This is a genomic window from Collinsella ureilytica, assembly GCF_019795105.1.
Lineage (GTDB): Bacteria > Actinomycetota > Coriobacteriia > Coriobacteriales > Coriobacteriaceae > Collinsella > Collinsella ureilytica.
The window spans coordinates 26,167-45,946 of sequence record NZ_JAIMFO010000005.1 but is presented as its reverse complement, the minus strand read 5'-3'; the positions used below and the strand labels follow the sequence as shown (position 1 = coordinate 45,946).

The 19,780-nt window shown below is 53.3% G+C and carries 20 protein-coding genes and 1 other RNA gene; 20 read left to right on the top strand and 1 reads right to left on the bottom strand.

Annotation, left to right across the window (positions count from 1 at the left end; translation table 11 throughout):
- Positions 1-176 precede the first annotated feature (176 nt).
- From pflA to K6V98_RS02810, 8 genes are all read left to right on the top strand, one after another.
- Positions 177-1,001: a pyruvate formate-lyase-activating protein gene (pflA, locus tag K6V98_RS02845; RefSeq protein WP_222199072.1), complete on the top strand. Its 825-nt coding sequence runs from the start codon at positions 177-179 to the stop codon at positions 999-1,001.
- Positions 1,002-1,023: 22 nt separating this feature from the next.
- Positions 1,024-1,527, top strand: coding sequence for an S-ribosylhomocysteine lyase (locus K6V98_RS02840; RefSeq protein ID WP_222199071.1), 504 nt, complete (start codon positions 1,024-1,026; stop codon positions 1,525-1,527).
- A 144-nt stretch (positions 1,528-1,671) separates the two neighbouring features.
- Entirely contained in the window at positions 1,672-1,983 is a 312-nt protein-coding gene (locus tag K6V98_RS02835) for an Asp-tRNA(Asn)/Glu-tRNA(Gln) amidotransferase subunit GatC (protein ID WP_222199070.1), read from the top strand.
- A complete protein-coding gene (gene gatA / locus K6V98_RS02830) occupies positions 1,983-3,629 on the top strand; it encodes an Asp-tRNA(Asn)/Glu-tRNA(Gln) amidotransferase subunit GatA (protein ID WP_222199069.1) in 1,647 nt (548 codons plus the stop codon). The genes K6V98_RS02835 and gatA overlap by 1 nt, the downstream gene beginning before the upstream one ends.
- Positions 3,626-5,305 carry an Asp-tRNA(Asn)/Glu-tRNA(Gln) amidotransferase subunit GatB gene (gene gatB / locus K6V98_RS02825; protein WP_222199068.1) on the top strand — a complete coding sequence of 560 codons (1,680 nt, stop codon included), beginning with the start codon at positions 3,626-3,628 and terminating at the stop codon, positions 5,303-5,305. Before gatA ends, gatB begins: the two co-directional genes overlap by 4 nt.
- A gap of 373 nt (positions 5,306-5,678) precedes the next feature.
- A complete protein-coding gene (locus K6V98_RS02820) occupies positions 5,679-6,110 on the top strand; it encodes an Ltp family lipoprotein (protein ID WP_222199067.1) in 432 nt (143 codons plus the stop codon).
- Positions 6,111-6,581: 471 nt separating this feature from the next.
- The gene (locus tag K6V98_RS02815; RefSeq protein WP_222199066.1) at positions 6,582-6,854 is read left to right on the top strand and encodes a type II toxin-antitoxin system RelB/DinJ family antitoxin; all 273 of its coding nucleotides are present in this window, start codon (positions 6,582-6,584) and stop codon (positions 6,852-6,854) included.
- Positions 6,855-6,893: 39 nt separating this feature from the next.
- Positions 6,894-7,178, top strand: a complete 285-nt coding sequence (locus tag K6V98_RS02810) for a hypothetical protein (RefSeq protein ID WP_222199065.1) — start codon at positions 6,894-6,896, stop codon at positions 7,176-7,178.
- A 245-nt stretch (positions 7,179-7,423) separates the two neighbouring features.
- Here K6V98_RS02810 and ssrA read toward each other — a convergent pair.
- Positions 7,424-7,790: a transfer-messenger RNA gene (ssrA, locus tag K6V98_RS02805) on the bottom strand.
- 325 nt (positions 7,791-8,115) lie between these two features.
- Between ssrA and K6V98_RS02800 the strand changes: the two genes are divergently transcribed.
- The 12 genes from K6V98_RS02800 (at position 8,116) to K6V98_RS02745 (ending at position 19,736) form a co-directional block, all read left to right on the top strand.
- Positions 8,116-9,012, top strand: coding sequence for a patatin-like phospholipase family protein (locus tag K6V98_RS02800; protein WP_222199064.1), 897 nt, complete (start codon positions 8,116-8,118; stop codon positions 9,010-9,012).
- 285 nt (positions 9,013-9,297) lie between these two features.
- A complete protein-coding gene (locus tag K6V98_RS02795; protein WP_222199063.1) occupies positions 9,298-9,942 on the top strand; it encodes a ZinT/AdcA family metal-binding protein in 645 nt (214 codons plus the stop codon).
- 34 nt (positions 9,943-9,976) lie between these two features.
- Positions 9,977-11,299, top strand: a complete 1,323-nt coding sequence (locus tag K6V98_RS02790; protein ID WP_222199062.1) for a metal ABC transporter solute-binding protein, Zn/Mn family — start codon at positions 9,977-9,979, stop codon at positions 11,297-11,299.
- A gap of 2 nt (positions 11,300-11,301) precedes the next feature.
- Entirely contained in the window at positions 11,302-11,973 is a 672-nt protein-coding gene (locus K6V98_RS02785) for a metal ABC transporter ATP-binding protein (protein WP_222199061.1), read from the top strand.
- Entirely contained in the window at positions 11,966-12,820 is an 855-nt protein-coding gene (locus K6V98_RS02780; protein ID WP_222199060.1) for a metal ABC transporter permease, read from the top strand. Before K6V98_RS02785 ends, K6V98_RS02780 begins: the two co-directional genes overlap by 8 nt.
- Positions 12,821-12,994: 174 nt before the next feature.
- Positions 12,995-13,438: a 50S ribosomal protein L13 gene (rplM, locus tag K6V98_RS02775; protein ID WP_222199059.1), complete on the top strand. Its 444-nt coding sequence runs from the start codon at positions 12,995-12,997 to the stop codon at positions 13,436-13,438.
- A gap of 3 nt (positions 13,439-13,441) precedes the next feature.
- A complete protein-coding gene (rpsI, locus tag K6V98_RS02770; protein ID WP_222199058.1) occupies positions 13,442-13,837 on the top strand; it encodes a 30S ribosomal protein S9 in 396 nt (131 codons plus the stop codon).
- Between the two features lie 111 nt (positions 13,838-13,948).
- Entirely contained in the window at positions 13,949-15,286 is a 1,338-nt protein-coding gene (gene glmM / locus K6V98_RS02765) for a phosphoglucosamine mutase (protein WP_222199057.1), read from the top strand.
- A gap of 65 nt (positions 15,287-15,351) precedes the next feature.
- Positions 15,352-15,849 (top strand): PTS sugar transporter subunit IIA, encoded by a 498-nt coding sequence (locus tag K6V98_RS02760; protein ID WP_222199056.1) that lies wholly within the window; start codon positions 15,352-15,354, stop codon positions 15,847-15,849.
- Positions 15,850-15,913: 64 nt separating this feature from the next.
- On the top strand, positions 15,914-16,432 hold the full coding sequence (locus tag K6V98_RS02755) for a ClbS/DfsB family four-helix bundle protein (protein WP_222199055.1): 519 nt from the start codon (positions 15,914-15,916) through the stop codon (positions 16,430-16,432).
- Positions 16,433-16,643: 211 nt separating this feature from the next.
- Positions 16,644-18,416 carry an aspartate--tRNA ligase gene (gene aspS, locus K6V98_RS02750; RefSeq protein WP_222199054.1) on the top strand — a complete coding sequence of 591 codons (1,773 nt, stop codon included), beginning with the start codon at positions 16,644-16,646 and terminating at the stop codon, positions 18,414-18,416.
- A gap of 336 nt (positions 18,417-18,752) precedes the next feature.
- On the top strand, positions 18,753-19,736 hold the full coding sequence (locus K6V98_RS02745; RefSeq protein WP_222199053.1) for a Gfo/Idh/MocA family protein: 984 nt from the start codon (positions 18,753-18,755) through the stop codon (positions 19,734-19,736).
- Positions 19,737-19,780 lie beyond the last annotated feature (44 nt).

Sequence of the window (19,780 nt, the reverse complement as noted above, 5' to 3'; positions counted from 1 at the left end):
TCACGGTGCTTGCAAAACACGCGGTTTGTTCTATGCCGTGAGATGCTCGATCGCCGCATATGCTCTCGCCATGGAGTATGCTAAGAAAAAGCACGAGATCACAGGGTAGACTCACAGGTACATGCGCGGTAGCTGAGATTCTAAGAGCAGAAGCACACGTGTCGCTGGGAGATGGCATGGCTCAGGTAGTGTTCACAGAGGATCCGAGGGCGCGTGAGAGTGCGTATACCCTCGGGCGGATTCATTCCATTGAGACAATGGGAACCGTCGATGGTCCGGGCATCCGCTTTGTGGTGTTCACACAAGGATGCCCCATGCGCTGTGCCTACTGCCACAATCCCGATACATGGGATGTCCGTGCTGGTGCTCAGGTAAGCGTTGAGCATCTTATTGACCTCTACGAGAGTAACCGCGCATTTTACAAAACCGGAGGCATTACGGTTTCGGGCGGCGAACCTTTGCTGCAGCCAGCTTTTCTTGCCGATCTCTTTCGCGCGATGCACGCTCGTCCGCGCGGCCGCGTGCACACTTGTCTCGATAGCTGTGGTTATGCCTTTGATCCCGCACATCCCGAGCGCTTTGACGCGGTGCTTGCCGAGACCGATCTGGTCTTGCTGGATATCAAACATAGCAATCCCGAGGGGCATCGCAAGCTGACCGGCCAGTCAAACGAGCGTATTCTCGCTTTTGGAGCTCATCTGGCTGCGCGCGGCATTAAAACGGTTATTCGCCATGTGGTGGTTCCGGGAATTACCGATTCGGTTGAAGAATGCGAGGCACTCGGTAGGCTTATTGGTCCTTGGCTGAATGTCGTTGGTTTGGAAATGCTGCCCTACCATACGATGGGAATTCCAAAGTACAAGCAGATGGGTCTTGAGTATCCGCTTGCAGGCGTGCCGCCCATGGATAAAGAGCGCATGCCAGAGCTTCGTCAGGCGGTTTTGCGCGGCATGAAAGAATCGCGTAGCAAGGCAGGCTCACATCATCCCAAGTCTCATTAAGAAGGAGTAGCTGATACCTACCATGGATACAATCGCAAGCTTTACCGTTGATCATCTGGCCTTAATGCCTGGCGTGTATGTATCGCGCCGCGATGTTGATCCCGCGAGCAAGGCCGTAGTTACCACCTTTGATCTGCGCCTGACTGCACCGAATCGCGAGCCGGTTATGAACACCGCCGAGGCTCACACGATCGAACATTTGGGTGCTACGTTTTTGCGAAATCACCCCATTTGGGCGAGCCGGGTTGTGTATTTTGGCCCCATGGGTTGTAGAACGGGCTTTTACCTTACGGTATTTGGCGAGGTGCACAGTGCGGAAATCTTGCCGCTCGTGCGCGAGCTTTTCGAGTTTGTAGCGAGTTTTGAAGGCGAGATCCCTGGAGCTACGGCAAAAGAATGCGGCAACTATCTGGATCAAAACCTGCCTATGGCGCGTTGGCTGGCTAAACGCTATCTTACGCGTGATATTGCCCCAGCTGAAGCGGGGGATCAGAGCCGGTTGCACTATGAGGCAGATGGCTGCTAGCACGCTTTTGTATACGCTTTCCGTACACGCTTGTCGTATCCCGTTAATTCGGCGTATCCAAGCATGCCGCGCAAGACGATGTCCGCGCTGCCACCTATACTTCTGATTGACAAATAATACGCCCGCAGGGCGGAAGGGAGCGCTATGGCACTCACAGAGCGAGAGGTAGTAGGCATTGCAGACTATGCGCGCATTGCCTTGGAAGGCGATGAACTTAAGCAGATGACAGCCTATCTAAACGAGGCAGTGCAGATGCTTGAACCTGTGCTTGCTTATGCGCAAGAAGATGTAGATCCTACCTTCCATCCCATTGGTGAGCTGGCAAATGTTATGCGCGAGGATGTGCTCGATGCCGAGCGCGCTTTAGATATTAAAACAGCTACGGCGGGTGCCGCTTCAGTTCGCGACCGGATGTTTCGTGTACCGGCAATTTTGGCTGAGGGAGGGGAGGGCTGATGAGCTCTGCATCCACATTAGATCAGCTTACAGCCGCCCAGATTGCAGAAGGTGTGCAGACTGGAGCCTTGAGCGCTACAGAAGTTACCCGCGCTGCCTTGGCTGCCATTGAAGCTCGCGAGCCAGCCATTGGTGCCTTTTTGGAAGTAACGCCTGAGCTTGCCTATGCTGCTGCTGAGCGTCTTGATGCTCGCCGTGCTGCAGGTGAGTCCTTGCCGCCTTTGGCGGGTGTGCCCTTGGCAATTAAGGACAATATGAATCTGGTGGGTACGCATACCACCTGCGCCTCAAAAATGCTCGAGTCGTATGTGAGTCCGTATACCGCTACCTGCGTAGATCGCATGCTTGCCGCAGGATGTATTCCGGTAGGTAAAACGAATATGGATGAGTTTGCCTTTGGCTCATCTACCGAAAGTTCAGCCTTTCATCCCACAAAAAATCCCTGGGATACTGATCGCGTGCCCGGCGGATCTTCTGGTGGCTCAGCTGCAGCAGTTGCGGCAGGGGAGACCCCGCTGGCTCTTGGGTCAGACACGGGTGGATCGATTCGCCAGCCAGCAGCGCTTTGCGGCGTTATTGGCATGAAGCCGTCGTATGGCGCGGTGAGCCGCTATGGGGTTACGGCCTTTGGTAGCTCGCTTGACCAGGTAGGGCCTTTTGGTCGCACGGTGCTCGATGTTGCTTTGGCTATGGATGCCTTAATGGCAGGCGGCGCAGATCCTTTGGATGGAACGAGCCGCGCCTTTGAGGCGAGCTTTACGGCTGGTCTCAATGAAGGTGTAGCAGGTAAGCGCGTGGGCATTGTTCCCGCGCTCATGGAGGCGCAAGGCCTGGCAGATGAGGTGCGTGAGGCGGTGCAGGCAGCAGCAGGGGCACTCAGGGATGCAGGTGCTGAGCTGGTTGAGATTGAGCTTCCACATCTCGATGCGGCTATTGCTGCATATTATGTTATCGGTCCTGCAGAGGCCTTTTCTAATCTCGCTCGCTTTGATGGCATCCGCTATGGCTATCAGGAGCCGGGTTGTTCAAGCTTGGGCGAGCAAAGTGCGCGTTCGCGAGCGCACGGTTTTGGCGAGGAGGTCAAACGCCGCCAGCTTTTGGGAGCGTATCTGCTCTCAAGCGGTGTTTATGATCGTTACTATTTTGCTGCTCAAAAAGCACGGACATTGATTACTGAGGACTATGCTGCTGCATTTGCCCAGGTCGATGCCATTTTAATGCCTGCTGCTCCTCGTACAGCTTTTCGGTTCGGTGAGCTTTCAGATCCAACTCAGATGTATCTGTCGGATCTTTTTACGATCTCGCTCAATATTGCGGGCAATGCGGGCATGAGTGTCCCCGTTGGCTTGGGAAAAGATACGAAGCTGCCGGTTGCAGTTCAGCTGCAGGGAGCGGCGTTTACCGATGCTAAGTTATTGCGTTTTGCTCGTGTGGTTGAGCAGGCCTTTGTTCGTGATGGATCTGACTCGGTGCTGCCCGTCGCGCCGATTGCGTCGGGCACGTGCTCTCCATCGGGCGCGTGCTCTGTGCCTGATGCATGCACCACGACGGATACGTGCACCACGACGGATGTGCCCGTCGCGCCGATTGCGTCGGACGTGTCCGCCGCTCCCACTGTGGTCCAGAAGGGAGGTGAGCTCTCATGAGAGAGCTTGCTGAAGTTTTGCAAGACTGGGAGGCCGTGATTGGCCTTGAGATTCACACGGAGCTCACCGCGCTTGAGACAAAGATGTTTTGTGGCTGCAAGCTCTCGCATGAAGATGAACCCAATGAGCACGTATGTCCGGTATGCCTTGGCCTACCTGGTGCTTTGCCGGTTCCTAATCGGCGTGCGATTCAGGGTATCGTAAAAGCTGGTCTTGCCTGTGGTTGCAGAATCCAGCGCCGTTCGATGTTTTATCGCAAGCATTATTTTTATCCCGATATGGCTAAGAACTTCCAAACCACGCAAGGGCCAGTTGCTTTTTGCATGCACGGAGGTTTGACGATCGAGGTTACAGGACCTGGTGCTGCTGAGCGCCCAGAATCTGCGTTTGGAGATTCTCAAGCCGCAAGCGCCGCATCAGCGCAAGCAGGAGCCCAAGGCCTTTCTATGCAAATGGCAGCCGGTCTTCCAGAAGGCGAGGATGCCGGAGCTATCGTAGGTGCCACTCCATTTGACGCTTCATCGGCAGGCGTTCCCACTCGATTGGATGCGGGGGGCTATCAGGTTCCCATTAGAATTTTGCGCATCCATATGGAAGAAGATGCTGCAAAGATGACCCACGTTGGAGGAGCAGAGGGTCGGATCACCGAGGCGCAGGAAAGTCTGATTGATTACAACCGCTGCGGCACACCTCTGATTGAGTTGGTGACCGAGCCCGACCTGCGCACTCCTGAAGAGGCTCGTCTCTTTATGGAAAAACTTCGGCGAATCTTTTTAACCCTGGGGATTTCTGACTGCTCGATGGAACATGGCTCAATGCGCTGCGATGGGAATGTATCGCTTCGCCGCCGGGGAGATACCGCCCTTGGTACCAAGACCGAGCTTAAGAATCTGAATTCCTTTAAGTCGCTGCACGATGGTTTGGCATATGAGATTCGCCGTCAGGCCGAGGTGTTGGAATCGGGAGGAACCATTCGTCAAGAAACTCGTCACTGGGAGCCCGGGCGCAAACGCACGGTGGCTATGCGAGCCAAAGAAACTGCTGACGATTACCGTTTGTTCCCCGATCCAGATCTTGCACCATTCGTCTTAGATGAGGCCTTTGTAGACGCGTGTGCAGCAGAGATTCCTGAGCTGCCCGATGCAAAGCGGGATCGTTTCATTGCACGTTTTGGAATCAAGCGCGCCGATGCGGAGCAGATTGCTGGCGACCCTGAGGTTTCGGCATTTTTTGAAGCGGCGGCAGAGGCGGGAAGCACTGAGGCGCAGACGGTTGCAAACCTCGTAGTCAATGAGCTTGCTGGTTATCTAAAGGCAGCAGGGACGAGTCTTGCTGCATCGGGGATCAAGCCGAGCCAGGTTGCTTCGTTGGCACATTTGCTTGCAACGGATGCGATTAGCTCGAATCAGGCGCACGAGGTTTTTGAGCTGATGGCGAAAGAAGGTCGTGATCCTGAGGCGATTGTAGATGAGCGTGGCATGCGGCAGGTGAGTGACGCCGGAGCACTCCAGGGTTTTGTCGATGACGTAATTGCGGCATTTCCGGATCAGGTGCAACAAGTGCGTGAGGGCAACGGGAAAGTGATTGGCTTTTTGGTTGGTCAGTGCATGAAGGCAAGTAAAGGAACAGGTAATCCCAAGCGCTTCAATGAGCTGTTACGTGAGGCGCTGCTATAGGGTGACGTCGAGCTCGACCGCGCGAGATCTGCGGTCGCCTGCCGTGTAGGTTCGGTCGTTTTTGATCGTTTTCGCAGCAAGGCCGATGCACTGCCAGTCGAGTCCGTATGCGCCATAGGGAAAGTTGTTTGGTATCAGTCCCCGAGAGAATTGGAGTTGGGACATGGAAAAGACCGTTAAGAAGGATGGCGTCAAAAGGGATGGAATGGGCAAGAAGATCTTTATGGGTCTCGCTGCCGTGAGCATAGCCATCGCCGTTGCCTGATGTTCGCACGGTGAGCCCGCGACCACGGGCTCAACAGACGTTACGCCGACGGTCAAGCAGCAAACGGATCAGGGTGGAAAGAGTGGTAAGGATGCAAACCTCCCGGCTATGACCGCCTTGCAGGAGCAGGCGTATAAGACGGCGATGCGGTACTTGTCGGTGCAACCCTTCTCCCATGACTCTCTGGTTGCCCAGCTTGAGTTCGAGAAGTTCAGCACGGAGGACGCAGTGTTCGCTGCCGACAACTGCGGTGCGGATTGGCGAGAGCAGGCGTGCAAGCTGGCCAAACAGTATCTCAGTACGCAGCCGTTCTCCCAGACGGGTCTGTCCAAGCAGTTGCAGCATGAGAAGTTTAGCGTAGAAGATTCCGATTACGCCGCCGAGAACTGTGGTGCAGACTGGAACGAGCAGGCATCGAAGCAGGCGGCTCAATACCTCGATATGATGTCCTTCTCTCACGACTCCCTTGTCGATCAGCTGGTCTTCGAGGGCTATACTCCCGAGCAGGCTGAGTATGGAGTGTCTCAGCAGGGAATCTAGTCGCTGCAGCATTTTTGTGAGAACGTCGGCCGTGCAAGGAGGCATAGCGCCGGCGTTCTCGCCAAGCAGCAGTGCCGGTATGGATTGCGAGACATAGGTATAACGGGTGCGGACGATCGAGGTGGTGTGCCCGTGCTTGCTGAAGTTTGACCATGAGCTAGTCGACGATGAGCCTTGGATCAGCTTTATGCCGCCAACGAAAACAGGCGGTTGGATTTCGTTCTTAATGTAATACATGAGCAAGATTTTAGTTTTCGCACGTAGTGATACATATCCGTTATCTGTATGTACGCTTTGCTCGCTATAGTACACATCAGGTGAGGCATAAAAGACAAGTCTATTCCTGCCGTTTAGCTCTTATAGTTTCAGAGTGAGCGCAACATATTGCGATACGGATAGGAATTGACATGTCCGGCATTGTTAGTGCATCTGTGCTAAACTGTCTGTGCAATTGTTGACAAAGGAGGTATCGTGGCAAACAGTAGTCTGACGATACGGATTGATAGTGAGCTCAAGGGTGAGGCTGCAAAAGTGGTGGAAGATTACGGACTAGACCTGTCATCAGTCGTGCGCGCTTTCTTTGTTGAGATTGTGAGCACCAATGCTATTCCGCTTTCGCTTGACTATCGTCGTCCTAGCGTAGAAAGCCTAGAAGCAATTCGAGAAACCGAAGAAATGATAGCCAAGGACACCGGTGAAAGTTACAGATCTGGTGCAGATCTCCTTAAGACTGCTATGGCATGATGGTGATTAGGTGCTTTTCAGCAGGATTGAGGTGCAAGTATGGGTCGCTATAGCGAATACGATGACGTCATAATGAGGGATGGGCGTTACGCCACAATCGAGGATGCATGCACTCCTGGTGAGTATATAATGGGCTTCTTTTATCCGGATGTGAGCGGTTTGTTTATGATCTACACCGATGACGACATCCTGCGGAAAGCTGAGCCAGGTGAGTACGAGAAATATAAAGCAAAGCAGGAGAATTATTCATTGCCTCGTGATTTTAGCCATATATACCCACTTGAGACGAGACAAGCTGCAATTAACTTTTTTAAAAAAGCCTAGGCTTGCCTAGTTAACACTTATCCATTTTCTCCCTGATTTAAGCCGCTTTCGAGCGGCTTTTTTATTTCTCGACGCCTGTTTGTCTAGCATAATAAGAGGGCTAAAGAGTGAGGGAGCTTTTAGCCTCAATCCAGCTGAGAAACGAGGGTGCCTCGATAGAGGCGTCGACGTATATGCGATTTCTTCTAGAGGAAAAGAAACAGGTCATTTGAGCTGCGATAACCCATCTGACCTGCTGAAATGAGTGGTGGAGGCGCGGAGAATCGAACTCCGGTCCGCGAAAGCCCCCTGATTGGCATCTCCAGGCTCAGTCGTTGTATTCATCTCGATCGTCGCGCGCGCAACGACACGCTCACTACGATCTAACCGGTTCGTTCTTAGCCTGCACCATACCGATTACGTGCGCAAGAGCATTCCCCTGAAATGACGTCTCCACGGAGCCGGGGAAAACTCCGATTTGACGCGCCGCTATAAATTAAGCAGCGAGAGCCAACTGGGGCTCAAAAGAAGAATTCTTGTCAATTCAATTTGACGGTACCCCTGTTTAACGTGGCGAGGAGACCACGGCCTGCTTCCTCTCTCAGAGCTATCGCGTCGAAACCAGTCGCCCCCTTGTGTAAGGGTTGGACGGTGTGGCACATATGCCACCTCGACCTGTCAAGGTACATGCTCGAGCCCGTGGCCGAACGGACATTTCACTATAGCATGTTTGATGTGGAGATATTTTGTGGATGCGCAGCACGCACATGTGAAAATGACGCATTGAGAGCAACTGATTCAGCTAAGAGTGAGTAAGGGGTATACGTCACGTACGTGTGAACATACGGCTTCTCATGACATGAAACGCTCAGCGAGTGAGCATAAAAGCGCAGGAATTATGGGGAGCGTATAGTCAGATAGTTCAAACGAGCTGGCATACATTGCGAAAGGGAAGCGCATGAACGAGCCCAAGCAGCAAACAGAGAGCCCAGAGCCCCGCCGATCAGGCGGCATTGCCCTGGTACTTGAGGGCGGAAGCTATCGCATCCAGTTCAGCTCAGGCGTTCTTGATGTGCTGATGGAGCACGGCCTTGCGTTTGATGCCTGCTACGGCGTGAGCGCTGGCACGCTTGCTGGCATGAGTCTAAAATCTCGCCAGATTGGTCGATCAAATCGTATTAGCATCGCGTTTTGCAATGATCCTCGCTACATTGGGGCGCGCTCGCTGTTAACGAGCGGGAGCATCGTGGGTTATGACTTTATGTTCACAGAGGTTCAGGATCATATTGACCCCTTTGATGCTGAGGCATTTTGCGCCAACCCCATGCAGCTATTTGGTACCGTAACTAACATCCTTTTTGGCTCTGCTGAGTATCTCCCTATTAACGACCCGGTGAGCGATTTGAATATCGTTCGTGCATCAACCTCGCTGCCCATTGTGACGCCGCCAGTACAGATTGGAGCAAGCAGCTACTTGGATGGCGGGATTGCAGATTCGGTGCCGGTTGAGCATGTGTTAGAAGAGGCTGGCTATGACCGGACGCTAGTGATTTTGACCCAGCACCGATCCTTTGTAAAAGAGCCCTATGAGCTGCCCGGGGCGGCGCGCGCCCGGTACACCGCCTATCCTTACCTCATTGAGGCTTTGCTGACACGCCATGAGCGCTATAACGAGCAGCGTGAGCATATTTGTGACTATGAGCGGGCAGGTAAGGCCTTTGTGATTGCACCTGAGGAGCCAGTGGATATTGGGCATATGGAGCATGATCCAGTTAAATTGCTCGAGCTCTACATCAAGGGTCGCCAAGCTGGTGAGCGCTATCTGGAAGAGATACGCACCTTTCTCGGAGCATGATTCTTGAAGTATAAGAGGAAGAAGTGCTCGTACGTGTGCGAGCTAGCGCTGGTAACACACGAGTCTCTTCGCGAAAGTCAACATCTCGTTCAGGCGCACTTCCATTCATACACCTCCATACAGCTAAGCTAGGTACGCAGTTGCTTTGTGGCATTTTGTGCCGATGTTGCCACTGCCACAGTCTGTGAAGACACCGTGTAAAAGTTAACCAAGGTTAATAAATATAAAGATCATGTAGTAGAAGTAATAGCTGTCAGCATCAGCCGCCTCGAAAAGGAGACGAACATGAAAAAGACGGCAACGCTTCTTACAACTGGAGCCTTAGCGCTCGCAATGGCTCCGCTGCTTGCGGGCTGCAATAGCGCACCAAAGCCTGCGGTGGGCTCTGAGCCAGCAGGTTCTGCGACAACTCAGACAACTCCTGCTAAGCACGAGGTATCACTTGCCGATTGGGAGGGTGCCTGGAATGGCTTTAACGGCTATCTGGACAACCCCGAGGTTGCGCCTGCCTTTGATGAGGTTGCCAAGCGTGATGGCAAGTCTGCCGAGGAAGTAAAGAAGGACTTCTCTGCCAAGGTCATGTGTGACTTCAAGGGCATTGTGTTCAAGGGCGATACCATTGAGCTGCTCGATGGCTTTGAGTCCGAGGGCGGCAAGCCCACGGGAAAGGCTACTTATACCTTCAAGGAGTCCCGCACGGTTGAGCATGCCGGCTATACCCTTGAGTGGGACGTCTTCACTTCCGATGACGCGGATGCGCCCTATCCGGTACTGCTGCTCATGCCGGTTCACGGCGAGGAGGAGCTGGTGCACTTCCATATGCGCTACGGCAATGACGTTGACGAGCTCATGGCCAAGGATGGTTGGTATCCCACGTTTGTGAAGCCGAACTCCACCATTGAGCAGATCAAGGGCGAGATCACTGAGTAAGCTCATTGAGCTTGCGCCGCAGGGGGCATACACTATGTTGACCAGAAGACAATTGCTCGCATGCGGCACGTGGTGCGCCGCCGCGCTCGGAAGCACAATGCTTTCGGGCTGCGGCGGCCGCCGTTCGGCGGGAGATGGAACCCCGCTGGTCTATGCGTCGTTTTATCCAATTCTCGATCTGGTGCACGAGGTTGCTGGAGACTCGGTTGAGCTCAGAGCCTTTATGCCTGCCAATAAAGATCCTCATGCCTGGGAGCCTACGCCTAAGGTCTTAAGCGAGCTTTCTGGGGCTGATCTGTTGGTGGTAAACGGAGCCAATATGGAGCACTGGCTCCCACAGGTTCAAGACGCTTTGCCCGATCTTCCCATCCTTCGACTCTCAGATGATATTGAGCTCATTACGTACAAGGGTGCTGCTGCCTTAGGTGAGTTTCAGTTCCTCGCACGTATGGAGGTGCCTGCTGGAACCTATGGCTTTGAGTTTGGGCATACGCACGAGAGCCTCATGCGTGTCGCCTTCTTCGATGCGCCTGCCGATATGGCTCAGGCAGATTTAGTGAAGCGCTGTCGCGACATCATGGCAGATGGGGGTCGCGCAGTTCCGCAGCGCAGCAAGATCCAAGTGGAAGATGCTCAGGTATATGCCCTCGAGATGGGGCACGAGTCGGGACATATCGACTTTGTGCTGCCAAAGGGCGGAAACTGGGTATTCATTTCCGATCGCGCATCTGAGGATCTCTTGCCGTATCAGATTGTTGATCGCTCAGGTACGGTATTGGATGAGACGCAGGTCGTGCCCGTCATGGAAGGCTCATCTACGAGCATCGATAAGATTACCTATGATCCGCATTCTTGGCTTTCCTTGGTAAATGCCAAGCGATATTGCAACTCTATTCACGACTGCCTCTTGGAGCTTATGCCCAACCAGGCACGGCTGCTCAGATCTCGCAAGCTCGATGTTGTAACGCGTCTAACCGAGCTTGAATATGAATATGTAGATGCTTTTGCAGCTGCTGCTCGAAAAGAGTTTGTGGTCACACACTATGCATGGGCATATCTCTGCCGCGATTTTGGACTCATTCAGTATCCCCTCCAGGGTCTGACGTCTATGGACGCGCCGAGTCTCAAAACCATGCGTAAGGCAATTGATTACTGCATAACACGCTCGATCAATACGATCTTTTATGAGCTTGGAGCCTCAGATAAGGGTGCAAAAACGATTGCCGACGAGATCGGTGGCACCGTGGCTCCGCTTGCCTCAATGGAGTTTGTCACCGAGGAGCAGGGTCGCGAGCTGAATGGTTATGTCGAAATAATGCGTTCTAATTTGAGCGCACTCTTGGAGGCAATGAAGTGACGATGGATATCGTAGAGGTTCGAGACCTATCGTTTGGTTATACGTCAACACCGGTTTTGCGCCATGTTGACTTTACGCTCGCCGAAGGTGAGTCCTGCTGCATTTCGGGCGAAAATGGAAGTGGCAAGTCCACCTTGTTACGCCTGCTGCTAGGTGAGCTTTCTGGCTACACCGGAACGATCAATTTGTTTGGTCAGGCAATTTCTCATACGGGCTCTTTTAGCGAGGTTGGCTATGTTCCTCAGGCTAATGTTTTGAGTCGTGTGGCGTTTCCGGTGACCTGCCAAGAGATGGTTGCCATGGGTCTTGCGGGCGAGTTTGGCTTTGTAAAGATTCCGCGCAAGGCGCATTTGGATCGTGCTACCGCAGCACTTGAGCGCATGGGACTTGCCGCGTATGCAGCAACACCTTTTAACGAGCTCTCCGGCGGTTTGCAGCAGCGTGTCATGATTGCTCGTGCTCTGGCAAATACCCCGCGCTTGCTTGTACTCGACGAGCCAACGGCCGGGGTGGATCACGAGAGCAAGGTGAGCTTTTTGAAAACGCTCGAAGAGGTTTCGAGCTCAGGAGAAATTGCTTTGATTTTGGTAACTCATGAGACGGAGCTTGTCGTTTCACATGTGAGTTTTGATCGAGAACTGCGTATGGTTGAGGGGAGCCTGCTTGATGCTTGAGTTTGAATTTATGCGCCGAACCTTATTGGCGGGTGCGGCCTTAGCAATTGCGCTGCCCTTAATTGGCATTGTGATGGTGAATCGTCGAACCTCGATGGTAGGCGACGCGCTCTCGCATGTTTCGCTTGCCGGTGTTGCGGCAGGCCTCATTGTGGGCATTGACCCAATTATTGGTGCGGTGGTTTCGTGCGTGGTAGCTGCCCTTTTGATTGAGGAAGTACGCGCGAAAATGCCCCAGCTCGGAGATATGGCGGTGGCCGTCACCATGAGCGCAGGCTTAGGTCTCGCGGTCATTCTGGCAGATTTAGCTCCCGGTGGAAATTCCTTCGAGTCATACCTCTTTGGTAGTATCTCTGCGGTAACCACGGCGGATTTACTTGCATCGGTATCAGCATCTGCTTTGGTGATTATCGTGAGCGCGATTTGCTATGGCTCGCTCATGAATATTGCGGTTGACACTGCTTTGGCACGGATTGCTGGCGTGCGTATTCGGGCGGTAAATGCGGTCTTTACCGTGCTTACGGCTTTGGTCGTTGGCCTGGCATGTAAGGTCGTAGGAGCGCTTCTGGTAGTTTCCCTCATTGTGTTGCCGGTTGCCTGCGCACTTGTTTTTTGTAGGAGCTACAAGGCTTGTTGCATTGCGGCTCCGGTACTCGGTCTTATCTACACCATGGCAGGTCTTACCTTCTCGTACCATCTTGATGTGCGCCCCGGTGGCAGCATTGTGATGGCAGCGGTGCTTGGCATTCTGATTGCTTGGATTCTGCGCGCAATTCGAGGACGTGCATCTCAGGCTGCACCTCAGGCTGAGCGCGAGCCGGTATCTCAGGCTGAGCGCACGGCGTAGCTCACGAGGCGTCTGTAAGGTTTGTGCCTCAATTTCTTTCACACCTGTGCAGAAAGTCTGACCGAAGCGGGGGTCTGAGTTGACGACCTCCGCTTCCGTGGTATCCTTGCGAGGTTACTTGCAGAGCCCCGTGAAACTCTGTAACAACATGTATCTGTTCATGGAGGAGTCAAGTTGATCACTAAGTCGACTCACTACACCAAGCAGTCCGAGGCTCACCGCAACTGGGTTCTCGTGGATGCTGAGGGCGCTGTTTTAGGTCGCCTTGCTGCGCAGATCGCTGCGATCCTGCGTGGTAAGACCAAGCCTCAGTACACGCCCAATTCTGACTGCGGTGACTTCGTTGTTGTCATTAATGCTGAGAAGGTCCAGCTGACCGGCAATAAGGCAGACACGAAGGTTTATTACCGTCACAGTGGCTATAACGGAGGCCTCAAGACTGAGACCTTCCGCGCTGCCATGGAGAAGCATCCCGAGCAGGTCATCGAGTGTGCTGTTCGCGGCATGCTTCCTAAGACCACCCTCGGTCGCGCCCAGCTCAAAAAGCTTAAGGTGTACGCCGGAGCTGAACACCCGCACGCGGCGCAAAACCCCGTCAAGATCGAGCTGGAGGCATAAGAGATGGCTGAGAATACTGTCGTCTACTACGGCACCGGCCGTCGTAAGAACGCCGTTGCCCGTGTTCGTATTGTTCCTGGTACCGGCAAGGTAACCGTCAACAAGCGCGATGCTGCCGAGTACTTCGGTCGCCAGCAGCTCGTTGAGGATGCAATCGCACCGTTTAAGGTTACCGATACTGCTGGTTCTTTTGACGTCATCGCACTCTGCGATGGCGGTGGCATCACCGGCCAGTCCGGTGCTCTACGTCTGGGCATTGCCCGCGCTCTGCTGCAGGCTGGCGATTATCGTGCAGACCTCAAGCGCGCTGGTTTCCTCACCCGCGATGCCCGTGTGGTCGAGCGCAAGAAGTACGGCCTCAAGAAGGCTCGCCGCGCTCCGCAGTTCTCCAAGCGCTAATCTGCCGCTCGGAACCATGCTCTTCAAACGGAGTCTGCCGTCCTTGCGGTGGGCTCCGTTTTCCATTGTCGATCGAGCATAAGCTCGCTCGCCGTCTGAGAGGGGGCCTCCATGTCCACCAATTTGTTTGGAACTGATGGCGTGAGAGGTGTTGCAAATGCGGATCTCTCCTATGATTTGGCCTTTCGTTTGGGTCGTGCGGCTGCTCGCTTTTTAGGAAAGAATATCTGTGTTGGTAGAGATACGCGCCTGTCGGGAACCATGCTTGAGTCTGCACTTACCGCAGGCATCATGGCAGAGGGTGGCTATCCTCATTGTTGTGGCATTATCCCAACACCAGCCATTGCACTGCTTACGGTTGAGGCAGGCCTAGACGGCGGCATTGTGATCTCGGCCTCGCATAACCCTCCAGAGTTTAACGGGATCAAATTCTTTGGATCCTCAGGTATGAAGCTCCCGGATGCTTTAGAAGAAGAGATATCTGCCTGGGTTCAATCTGAGGCAGCTCATGCAACAGAGGGCTTGCCCACTGGTGAGGGCGTGGGCCATATTGTTAAGATGCGCGATGCTCGCGATCGCTATATTGACCATGCGGTTTCTACCGTAGAGGGTGGAGACTTAAGCGGTCTTGTTGTAGCGGTTGATTGTGGGCATGGTGCTGCATGCATGACTACACCGGTAGCTCTTCAGCGCCTAGGTGCTACGGTACACGCTATTAATACCGATCACACCGGCATGGACATTAATGTGAACTGCGGCTCCACTCATTTGGAGCCTCTACAAGAGCTCGTACGCCAGACAGGTGCCGATGTAGGTTTAGCTCATGACGGAGATGCGGATCGCGTCTTGTTTGTAGCAGCCGATGGCACAGAAATTGATGGAGACTTCATTCTGGCAATCTGTGGCGCTGATCTAGCTGCTCAGGGCAAGCTCGCAAACTCTGAGATTGTCTCCACCGTTATGTGCAACCTAGGCTTTACGACTGCAATGCGCGAAGCTGGATTTTCGGTTGTGCAAACCTCCGTGGGCGATCGCTATGTGCTTGAGCGCATGATTGAAGATGGAGCGGTATTGGGTGGTGAGCAGTCTGGCCATGTCATCTTTTTGGAGCATAATACAACTGGTGATGGTCTGGTTACTGCCTGCCAGCTCCTTGCTGTTATGAAGCGCACGGGGCGTAGTCTGAAAGATCTTGCGAGCATTATGGTGAGATTCCCGCAGGTTCTGGTGAATGTGCGCTCGGAGCGTAAAAGCGAGCTCGATGAATGTAAGCCTGTGTGGGAGGTTGTGCAAAGAACTGAGCGTATGCTGGGAGACCGAGGGCGTATTCTCGTGCGCACTTCGGGAACCGAGCCGCTGATTCGAGTGATGGCAGAGGCTGAGACCCATGAGACGGCTCAAGCTGCGGTTGATGCCATTGTGGCTGTGATCGAACGCGAACTCGTCTAGGGTTCGGAGCGGCTGGCACAGGCGATCGCGTTTTGCGCAGGTGTTTGTAGCGTGAGAGGACATAGATGTTCGATCGACTTCTAACCCCATTTCGTAGCAGGAGGCGGCCTTTGATCTTGGCCTCTCCGCTTGCTGGGCGAGTTGTTTCGCTGGGCGAGGTGAACGACGAAGTCTTTGCGTCGGGTATGTTGGGTGAAGGAGTTGCGATTCAGCCGCTTTCAAATCGAGTGGTTGCTCCCGCAGATGCCAAAGTAGAAGTTATCTTTCCAACTGGCCATGCCGTTGCCTTGCGCACTGATGATGGCCTCGACATCCTCATTCATTTAGGTCTCAACACGGTGAATCTCAACGGTGAGCATTTTGTTGTACATGCGCAGCCTGGGGATACGGTGCGACGTGGTCAGGTTCTTATTGAGTTTGATCGTCGAGCGATTGCCAGCGCTGGCTTTGATACGATCGTTCCGGTGCTCTTGCGCAATGCCCTTGAATTTTCGTCCGTAAAACCTGTGGTAAATGAAATCGTAAATGAGCTTGATGATCTCATTCGTGTGCGCCCGCGTTAGTGGGTGCTCGTCTGCATTGGATCAGCGTACAGCAGGGTGAATCGCCAGCGTATGGGGTGACTTTTTGAGAGCGTATGCAGATAAAGACGAACTGAAAAATGAAATACGCAAAACGTTCGAGAAGTATATTTCAGAGTTCGACGATATTCCGGAGCACCTCAAAGATGAGCGCGTGGATGCAGTTGATCGAACACCGGCTGAAAATCTTGCATATCAGGTGGGCTGGACAACGCTTGTTCTGTCTTGGGAAGCAGATGAGCGTGCGGGGTGTGTCGTACAAACGCCATCAGATCAGTTTGCGTGGAACCAGCTCGGTGAGATGTATCAGTGGTTTACGGATATCTATGCTCATCTCTCGTTGCATGAACTCATTACCGCATTGCGTAAAAACGTCACCGCGCTTCTAGAGATGATTGATTCCTTAAGCGAGGAGGAACTGTTTCAACCGCATATGCGACGCTGGGCTGATGAGGCAACAAAGAAAGCCGTATGGGAAGTCTATAAGTTCATACATGTGAATACAGTTGCGCCCTTTGGAACCTTTAGAACAAAAATCAGAAAGTGGAAAAAGCTCGCGCTGTAGGTAGTTCGCACTGTAAAAAGCCAGAGCTCTAAGAAGCTCACCTTGTAAGAATACGGTGATGTTAACAATACGTTCTGAATAAGATAACGGCTGCAGCAATGGAAAAGCACGCTATTATTGAGCCTTGCGCATCTGTGCGGTCTACGCAGTTGCGCGGTCTGGTAAGAGCATGCCCGCACCGACACGGGGCATCGCGGACTCAAGGAGAAGTATGAACAAGACCCATTCTATGCACACGCACACCTGCGGCGAGCTGCGCCATGAGCATATTGGCCAAGAAGTAGTATTAACTGGATGGGTGTGGCGTCGTCGCGATCATGGTGGCCTGATTTTTGTTGATCTGCGCGATCGTGAGGGCGCAACTCAGATCGCCTTTGACCCTGAGCATTCTGGTGGAAGTGCCTTTAGCGCCGCCGAGCATATTCGTTCTGAGTGGCCTATTCGGGTGACCGGCGTGGTGCGCGAGCGCCCTCAAGGTATGGCAAATGACAAGATGGAGACCGGAGAGATTGAGGTTCTGATTTCTCAGATTGAGGTTTTAAACCGCTCTAAGACTCCGCCATTCCAAATCGATGATGCAATTGAAGCGGGCGAAGATGTGCGCTTACGCTATCGTTACCTCGATATTCGTCGTCCGGGTATGATGGCAAATCTCAAACTCCGCTCAGATTTTACCTTTGCTATTCGCTCGGCATTACATCGTCGCGCCTTCATGGAAGTTGAGACTCCGACGCTTTTTAAATCTACGCCTGAAGGTGCCCGAGATTTTTTGGTGCCAAGCCGTATTCAGCCTGGCCATTTTTATGCCTTGCCACAAAGTCCTCAGCTGTTAAAACAGCTGCTCATGGTTGGTGGTGTAGAGCGTTACTATCAGATTGCCAAGTGCTTCCGAGATGAAGACCTCCGAGCTGATCGCCAGCCTGAATTCACGCAGGTTGATATTGAAATGAGTTTTGTTGATCAAGACGATGTGATGAGTGAGTTAGAAGACGTGCTCTCTGAGGCCTTTGCTGCCATGGGCGTGGATATGCCCACGCCTCTGCGGCGCTTGAGCTATAAAGACGCCATGGAAACCTATGGTTCGGATAAGCCTGATACGCGTTTTGGTATGCATCTCATTGATGTTTCGGACATTTTCAAAGACTCTGCTTTTAAGGTCTTTGCAAGTGCCGCAAATGCTGAAGGATCAGTTGTTACGTGCTTAAATGCAAAGGGTGCGGGTACGTGGGCTCGCGCTCGAATTGATAAGCTTGAGCCGGTTGCCCGTGAGCTTGGTGCTAAGGGTTTGGCATGGATTGCCTTCCGCGAAGATGGAAGTGTGAATAGCCCCATCGTTAAATTCTTCTCAGATGAGGAGATGGCCGCTTTGCGTGAGCGTGCGGGTGTGGAGCCTGGCGACTTGGTCATGTTTGCCGCAGGCCCGCGCATTGAGAGCTGTCAGATTTTAGGTGGTATGAGAACTCATATGGCAGAGGCTCTTGAGGTGCCGCGTGAGGGTCATGATTTCTTATGGGTGGTGGATTTCCCGCTGTTCCATTGGGATGAGGATCGAGGAGCCTGTGCTGCTGAGCACCAGCCCTTTACGCAGCCGCGTGAGACTGATATTGAGCGTCTTGAGAGCGATCCGCTGTCGGTTGGCTCATGCACCTACGACTTTGTAATGGATGGTTATGAAGCGGGCGGCGGTGGCATGCGTATTCACGATGCCGACCTACAGGCTCGTGTTTTAGAGAACCTGGGCTTTACACCTGAGTCTGCTCGAGCTCAGTTTGGCTTCTTGCTCGATGCGCTTGAGTACGGCGCGCCTCCCATGGGTGGCTTTGCGCTTGGCTTGGATCGTGTGTGCATGCTGCTTGCTGGTGAGGACTCAATCAGGGAAGTTATGGCCTTCCCCAAGACCAGTTCAGGTTCTGATTTGATGAGTGATGCACCCAGCGAGGTATCCTTACGCCAGCTCAAAGAAGTCTCGCTTCGCACACTGTAAGAAGCAGGTACGGGCACTTATTGGGTTTCATGGCGCGCTCATGGAGTGCGCATACAGCGCCGTTGGCCTACGCTTACAGTAAAAAGTTCGGTAGCAGCTTGGGATCTGGTGCAGTAGAAGGCATGGCGCTGGTGGGCATATCGCAGGGGTGGGCCAGAGCGCGGGCATGCATCCTGCTGACGCGAGGTATTGCGTTTAGCGCTGGAACTGACGCAGGGCAGAGAGTTGGCTCAGAGCATCTTGCTGGCGTGAGGCTTTGCACTGACGTGCAGTATCGCAACAATGAGGAGTACAGTAGCAGCAAAGAGCGCGGGAGCAGTAGGGAGGAGCACAGCAATGAGACTGGGCGTTGTGGGCACCGGGATGATCGCGCGGCTGATCGTTCCTCATCTTGCGGACTGGGGCTGGTGCGTGAGAGCTATCTGCTCTACTCCAAAAAGCATCGAGGCAGCTCAAGAGCTTGCAGGTACCTCTGCTGATGTGGCTGTCTTCACCGATTTGGATGACATGCTCACGCACGCTGAGATTGATGCCGTTTACCTGGCGGTTCCCAATCATCTACATCATGATATGGCGATGCGTGCGCTCGCAGCCGGAAAACACACGCTGGTAGAAAAGCCCTTTACCAGCACGGTTGAGGAGGCTGAAGACCTCGCTCGTTTTGCGCGCGAGCGGAACAAGTTGTTATTTGAGACGGTTTCTACTTTGTATCGGCCTGGTTTTGCGAAGCTTCGCGAGCTGTTGCCGCGCATTGGCACCATTAAAATAGCGACGTGCAACTTTAGCAAATACAGTAGCCGCTACGACGCGTTTCGTTCGGGAGAGATCTTACCGGCTTTTGATCCAGCAAAGTCTGGCGGTGCTCTCATGGATTTGGGTCTCTACAATATGCACTACCTGATCGGGCTTTTTGGAGTGCCAGCTGAGGCAGTGTATCGCCCAAATATGGAGCGAGGGATTGATACTTCGGGTGTTATGGAGTTGAGCTACGATGGCTTTAGAGCGGTGAGTATAGCGGGCAAAGACTCTAACGCACCTGCATATAGCGTAATCCAAGGCACGGAGGGCTACCTTGCCCATGAGTCGCCAACGAGCCATTGCGATGCGGTGGTTTTACACCTCAATGATGGGACGGAAGAGCGCTTTGACATAAACCCTACGCTTCCTTGGGAGGGTGCGTTTCGCGCGATCGCTACTATGATTGCAGAGGATGATCAGGAGAGCTATCGGAGTCTGCTCGAACAAACCCTTGCGGTGTCACGGGTTATGACGAAGGCTCGCCGCCAGGCAGGGATCTGGTTTTCTGCTGACGCACGATAAGGGGTGGATGGGCTTAAATATCTTTCAGCTAGCCAATCATTTTA

What these genes read in the sequence shown, in the direction of transcription:
- K6V98_RS02790 (WP_222199062.1), top strand. Translation starts at nt 9,977, where the DNA reads ATGTTGACCAGAAGACAATTGCTCGCATGCGGCACGTGGTGCGCCGCC.
- K6V98_RS02760 (WP_222199056.1), top strand. Translation starts at nt 15,352, where the DNA reads ATGTTCGATCGACTTCTAACCCCATTTCGTAGCAGGAGGCGGCCTTTG.
- K6V98_RS02800 (WP_222199064.1), top strand. Translation starts at nt 8,116, where the DNA reads ATGAACGAGCCCAAGCAGCAAACAGAGAGCCCAGAGCCCCGCCGATCA.
- K6V98_RS02820 (WP_222199067.1), top strand. Translation starts at nt 5,679, where the DNA reads ATGACCGCCTTGCAGGAGCAGGCGTATAAGACGGCGATGCGGTACTTG.
- K6V98_RS02745 (WP_222199053.1), top strand. Translation starts at nt 18,753, where the DNA reads ATGAGACTGGGCGTTGTGGGCACCGGGATGATCGCGCGGCTGATCGTT.
- aspS (WP_222199054.1), top strand. Translation starts at nt 16,644, where the DNA reads ATGAACAAGACCCATTCTATGCACACGCACACCTGCGGCGAGCTGCGC.
- rpsI (WP_222199058.1), top strand. Translation starts at nt 13,442, where the DNA reads ATGGCTGAGAATACTGTCGTCTACTACGGCACCGGCCGTCGTAAGAAC.
- K6V98_RS02795 (WP_222199063.1), top strand. Translation starts at nt 9,298, where the DNA reads ATGAAAAAGACGGCAACGCTTCTTACAACTGGAGCCTTAGCGCTCGCA.
- pflA (WP_222199072.1), top strand. Translation starts at nt 177, where the DNA reads ATGGCTCAGGTAGTGTTCACAGAGGATCCGAGGGCGCGTGAGAGTGCG.
- K6V98_RS02780 (WP_222199060.1), top strand. Translation starts at nt 11,966, where the DNA reads ATGCTTGAGTTTGAATTTATGCGCCGAACCTTATTGGCGGGTGCGGCC.
- gatA (WP_222199069.1), top strand. Translation starts at nt 1,983, where the DNA reads ATGAGCTCTGCATCCACATTAGATCAGCTTACAGCCGCCCAGATTGCA.
- K6V98_RS02810 (WP_222199065.1), top strand. Translation starts at nt 6,894, where the DNA reads ATGGGTCGCTATAGCGAATACGATGACGTCATAATGAGGGATGGGCGT.
- K6V98_RS02835 (WP_222199070.1), top strand. Translation starts at nt 1,672, where the DNA reads ATGGCACTCACAGAGCGAGAGGTAGTAGGCATTGCAGACTATGCGCGC.
- K6V98_RS02785 (WP_222199061.1), top strand. Translation starts at nt 11,302, where the DNA reads ATGGATATCGTAGAGGTTCGAGACCTATCGTTTGGTTATACGTCAACA.
- gatB (WP_222199068.1), top strand. Translation starts at nt 3,626, where the DNA reads ATGAGAGAGCTTGCTGAAGTTTTGCAAGACTGGGAGGCCGTGATTGGC.
- glmM (WP_222199057.1), top strand. Translation starts at nt 13,949, where the DNA reads ATGTCCACCAATTTGTTTGGAACTGATGGCGTGAGAGGTGTTGCAAAT.
- K6V98_RS02840 (WP_222199071.1), top strand. Translation starts at nt 1,024, where the DNA reads ATGGATACAATCGCAAGCTTTACCGTTGATCATCTGGCCTTAATGCCT.